Below are 5308 nucleotides of genomic sequence, written 5' to 3'. Positions count from 1 at the left end.
CCGCCTGCCGCCCCGAATCTGGCAATCCATACTATTCGGTCAAATCCGAACAAAAAACCCGATTATCGCGACGAGTTTTTTGCAATCCGTGCATCAATCGACCGGGGACTCGATTTGGACCCGCTACGGATTCAACCCGCCGCGCGCTGCGCTTGATAGACCTGCAAATGCGAAAACGCCACGCGCAGATAGGTGGCATCCACACCCAGCGTGTGTGCGCGATGCACCATGTCGCCCACGATGTGATCGGCTTCGACCGGCAGGCCCTGGCGCAAGTCCCGGAACATGGACGCCGTCATCGGCTGCGTGCGGTCGCTGATCAAGTTCTGCACAAACGCATCAGCTTCGGGACGCACCGCATGGCCGGACGCGGCGGCCACGGCCTGCGATTCTTGCAGCAGGCTTTTCAGGATATCGATGCCGTCATCGGTGGACGCGATCTGGCCGATCGAGCCGCGCATCAGGCACGTGGCGGCGGCCAGCGTGGTCAGCATCACGTACTTTTCCCACATGTCCTGGTGGATGTCTTCGCTAAGGCGGCTGACATATTCACCACCGGCCAGCGCCTGTTCCAGCGCCACGCAGCGCTCGCTGCGCGCCGGGCCCGCACGTTCGCCAAAGACGATGTTCGCGTGCTTGCCCAGGTGCACGACTTCGCCGTCCTGGCCCAGCGTGGCGTTAATCTGGCACAGCCCGCCCAAGACGCGATGCGGTTCAAACTCGCGGTCCAGCACGTCGTATTGCAGCACGCCATTCATGATGGGCAACACGGCGGTGTCCGGGCCGACGGCGGGGCGGATGGCGTCGATGGCGCTGGCCAGGTCGTACGCCTTGCAGCTGAGCACAACCACGTCATAGGCGCCTTGCAGCGTCTGCTGGGTGGCCAGTTTCGGATGCAGGGTGGCATCACCCAACGGGCTCTTGATGCGCAAGCCTTGTTCGCGCAAGCGCGCGGCACGCGGTTCGCGCACCAGAAAGGTCACATCCGCGCCCGCCTGCGCGGCGCGCCCGCCGAAATATCCGCCCGTGCCGCCGGCACCCAAAAACAACAACCGCATTCGTCTCTCCTGTAGCCGCCCGCCTGTATTGCGGGCTGAACTGGAATTATGCGCTTGGCAAGAAGCCTCGCCCACCCCGGCGTGCATCCGAAGGATGCCTGCACGTCTACAACGCGTGGCAGGGCCGATCACCAGCCTGGGCCGGTTATTTCATGAATGTCACCATTACCCAGGTGACGTCCCGCCCATTGATCTGCGGGAAGATCGTCTGATACATGAAGGTCTGGGGGCCCGTGGCAAATTCCTGGCACGTCCATGTGCCGGGGTAGGGGCAGGCCTGGCCCGACCGACCGTGCGCGGCGCCCGCGGGCGCGGCCACGGCTTCGCGCATCCACCGCCACGTTATTGGCCGCCCTTGGTACGCCGGCAAGGGCTCATGCTTGGCCACGACGCACAAGACGTCGGCCACTTCGTGCGCGCGCCACTGACCGGCGCGAGGGGCAAGCTGGCCCGTTTCGGCGCGGCGCGCCGGTTCAGGTTCAGGCGCCCGCTGGTCGATATCGCGTTGCCAGATGACGCGCCCGCGCGAGGTGTCCTGGGAGATGGGTGGCGCGACGTCGTCGGCCTTGAAGTAGCGGCGTGACTGGTCTTGCGCCAGCGTGTACCACCAGCCCTCAGACGGAATCGTGCTGCCCACGACGACGTGGGTGGGTACGGGATCGACCGCCGGCGCCCCCGGTTCATGACCACGAATTTCCGGCTTGGGCCAATCGCTGTCATCGTCGAACCGCGCCAGCCAACGCTGAGTGTCGCGACGGTTGAAGCGTTCGTTCGGGTCGCCGTCCCATTCGCCGAAGCCAACCAGATCCAGCTGCGGGTGGCGAATTCTGCGCAGCAGCCGGTTGAGCAAAACGGGCAGCGCGGGCACGCCGTCTTCCACCGGATAGAGCTCGGGTTGCGGCCCCAGCTCGATCCAATGACCGCCACTGAGGGCGTCGATACGGATACGCGGATCGGCAAGTTGCGCGATCACGTCTTCGCTGGAAAGAGACGCCTTATTGCGCCAGATGTCGGACAGGAAGAAGCCCCAGGTGGGTGGACGGATGCCGGAGGGCAGCTGCGGCGTGAGCGACATGCCGAACGGATAATCGGTATCCAGGCCATAAAAGTGTGGCGCCAACGCGCGATCCCATACCGCTGTTTCGGCACGCATGCCGAATTCAAGCGGGTTTCCCATTGAAAAGCCGCTGTAGACCTGGGCCGGCTTCAGGCGGCCGATAGTATCAAGCACGAACCGCCGCCACGCGTCTTTGTTCTCCAGCCACCATTGCCAGCGGTAATAAAACTGGATTGATGAGTAGTCCTCTCCTCCATCGCGCCAGTCGGCCGTTCGCCACAAGTACGCAGAATGAAGCGGCGAACTTTGATGGTTCTTTTCGTCGGTGAACTTCGCTGAAAACGTCTTTTCGACCGGAATCAACCTCGCCCATTCCCGTATGTCGCCAAGCCGCTTTGATCCATAGGAGTGTGGACGTTCGGATTGGGGATGCGTCGCGATGGTGAAAGGGTGGCCCAGCAACTTTTCGAACGCTTCCTTCACTTCTATCATCGCCAGCGTTGTCTGAAGACAGTGCGCTGGCTCGTAGCTCAAGTAGAACGTCAAGAACAGCGTGGTCGACAGTTCAAAGTCACTGTAGTCAATGGACGTGTGCGGCCACTTTTTTAGATCGTCGATCATGCCGGACAGGTCATCGTCGTCAATCAAGGGATGGCTCGTACTCATCGTCTTTTCCTTGGCGGCTGCGCGCCGCTGGAGTCCTTTGCGGGGCGGAATCCGGTGCAGTCCTCCGGGACGCGAAGCAAAGCAACCTTGTCGGTATTCCTGTTCATCAGCCTCACATAGTCCTGCATCTGCACATCCTTGACCCAGTCGTTCGGAAACTTGATCTCCACCGCCGCGAACACGTTGTCGACCTCAAACGGCTGCTGGCGGTATTCCACGATGACCAAATCCGGCGCCAAGCTGCCTTTCGGCCTTGGCCAGAAGGGGAAATATTCACTGATGCGCATGGGCCGCGTCGCCGGCTCACCCAGCATCGCCGCGCGCGACGCGGCGTTGTAGTTAGGTTCCGCTTTCAAAGGGCTTTGCCACGCCAGCAGGTCATCCACCGCTTCAAACACCAGCGACGCCGTTGTCTGCTTGAGCGCGATATCGATCGTGGTTTCGATGACGTCGCCCGGGATCTTCTTGCGTATCCGTCTGGGCACGATCAGCGGCGACTTCAGCGCCCACTGGCACACCATGCTGATCACCGGCCGGAATGGGATCTTGCGTTCGATGTACTGGCGGTATGTCACGTTTTCACGGCGGCCGCGCGACACCGTGACGTTGCCGCCAGTGCGCACGAACGTCGAGCTCTTGATGTCGATCTCTTTCTTCATGCCGCTGATGGTATCTTTCAGGATGGTCTGGACCTCTTTCTTGCGCTGGCCGATCTGCGCCAGCGTCTCGGCCGTTTCGATGGCGGTTTGCGCAGTTTCGTAGGCGGCGTAAGCACGATAGGCGCGATATCCCCAGATAAGCGCACCGACAACAGGGGCTGCCATGCAAGACCTCCTTGTCGACGGGAACCAGGCCGGCATGCAAGATGCACGGGGCCCTGGACCTCAACCCGAAGCGAAGATCTTGCGCAATAGACGCGGGGCAGGTCTATAGGAGGAGTCTGATAGCGCGTATCAGGGGAAGCCGGATTCCGACATGGCGCAAGACGGTCGGCCAGGGACTAGACCGGGCAACCGGATGCCACGGGTCATCGGTCCCACGTGTCGCCCCCTTCGCATCAAGCCTCTTGATTGCGCTCCATCCACGCCTCGTAGCCGCCGCGCAGCGCCCACGTCTTGGGATATCCGGCCGCGCGCAGGCGCGAGGCGAGCAGTGCGGCCGAGACTTCGTTCGGGCAGGCGCAATAGACCACGATGTCTGAGTCCAGCGCCTGCGCGTCCAGCGTGGGCAGGGGCGCCTTCAGGTCCACGGCGATGGCGCCGGGAATGCGCGCGCCGTCGCCTTGCGCGTCGGGGCGCACGTCAAAGACCAGCGTGTTGCGGCCGTCCTGGCGCCATTGCATCAGCTCGTCGACCGACACGCGCGGGATGACGCGCAGGCTGCGCAGCAGGATCTTGCGGCGCAAAAAGCGCGCCACGATGTACAGCGCCAGCACCGCCGCCAGCACCCCCAGGCCCATCGGGCCGTAGGTGCCCAGCACATCCAGCACGTCGTTGATGACGCTGTGAAACAGCCCGCCCAGCAGCAGCGCGGACCCCGCCCAGATCATCGCGCCCACCAGGTCGTAAACCAGGAAGCGCCGATACGCCGTGCCCGTCAGGCCCGCCATGACGGTGGACAGCGCGCCCGCGCCGGGCAGGAACTTGCACACCAGCAAGGCCCGCACGCCGATGCGCAGATACAGGCGCTGCGTCTGGCGGATGCAGGAATCCTGCGACAAGGACATCTTGCAAACCACGCCCAACAGCCGCGCGCCATACCGGCGGCCGGCCACATACCACAGCGTGTCGGCCAGGAGGCAGGCAAACGTTGCCGCCAACCACGGCGCCAGCCAACCCGCCGCGCCGCCCAACGCACCGGCCGCGATCAACATGGGATAGGCAGGCACGGACAAGCCCGCCTGTTCGACGAGGACGTTGGCGAACACCAGCCACCCGCCGTATTGCTCGAGCAGCAATTGAATGTCTTGCATGGATCTTCCAGCTTGCCGCGCCACGCACGGCTGAAGCGGCGATTTTAATGGGCGGGCCGTCCGCGCGGCGCTTGGCCGTGCCGTGCACAGGTCGAAACGCGGATTTTCCACACCTCCTGTCCGTTCCCTGGGACGACAGGCACCAATTTGGTGCCACGCTTGCCCGCCAGGGTGCCTATAATTCCGCCCGGCCATCAGGTTTCCCCGATTAGTGCAGGGCAAGCCCATGGCATACAACTTGCTTCGCCAGGACTGGCAGCGAACCCGACCATGTGGATGGGACGCGCCTTCTGGCGCCCCCATCCGATGACCGATCCCACGCCCACGTTTTTGTCCGATTGCCCCGGCTTGTCCGCCGGCGGCCGGGACCGTGGAACGCTGGACCGCGAATCCGCGCGACACCCACATTGCCGGCCTTGCCCGGCGCCGTCCCGCACAGACCGTGCCGCCGCCGCATCGCTGCCATCCCCTTACGTTTCCATCCCCCGCGAAGGAGTCACCCGCATGAAATCCCTGTCCCCCTCGTCCGCAGGCGGCATTGCCCGCCGTGGCCGG

General features: G+C 63.6%; 4 protein-coding genes. All 4 read right to left on the bottom strand.

Features of this window, described 5'->3' with window-relative positions; all coding sequences use genetic code 11:
* Window positions 1–131 precede the first annotated feature (131 nt).
* The gene (gene panE / locus ACNPP0_RS23520) at window positions 132–1058 is read right to left on the bottom strand and encodes a 2-dehydropantoate 2-reductase (protein WP_448707154.1); all 927 of its coding nucleotides are present in this window, start codon (window positions 1056–1058) and stop codon (window positions 132–134) included.
* Window positions 1059–1203: 145 nt separating this feature from the next.
* A complete protein-coding gene (locus ACNPP0_RS23515; protein WP_448707153.1) occupies window positions 1204–2763 on the bottom strand; it encodes a type VI immunity family protein in 1560 nt (519 codons plus the stop codon).
* Window positions 2764–2777: 14 nt separating this feature from the next.
* Window positions 2778–3605, bottom strand: coding sequence for a VRR-NUC domain-containing protein (locus tag ACNPP0_RS23510; protein WP_448707152.1), 828 nt, complete (start codon window positions 3603–3605; stop codon window positions 2778–2780).
* A 233-nt stretch (window positions 3606–3838) separates the two neighbouring features.
* Window positions 3839–4753 (bottom strand): DedA family protein/thiosulfate sulfurtransferase GlpE, encoded by a 915-nt coding sequence (locus ACNPP0_RS23505; RefSeq protein ID WP_448707151.1) that lies wholly within the window; start codon window positions 4751–4753, stop codon window positions 3839–3841.
* Window positions 4754–5308: the final 555 nt, after the last annotated feature.

Source organism: Achromobacter semiaridum (assembly GCF_053543755.1).
This window is presented reverse-complemented; position numbering and strand designations above follow the sequence as displayed.

What these genes read in the sequence shown, in the direction of transcription:
- panE (WP_448707154.1), bottom strand. Translation starts at nt 1,058, where the DNA reads ATGCGGTTGTTGTTTTTGGGTGCCGGCGGCACGGGCGGATATTTCGGC.
- ACNPP0_RS23510 (WP_448707152.1), bottom strand. Translation starts at nt 3,605, where the DNA reads ATGGCAGCCCCTGTTGTCGGTGCGCTTATCTGGGGATATCGCGCCTAT.
- ACNPP0_RS23505 (WP_448707151.1), bottom strand. Translation starts at nt 4,753, where the DNA reads ATGCAAGACATTCAATTGCTGCTCGAGCAATACGGCGGGTGGCTGGTG.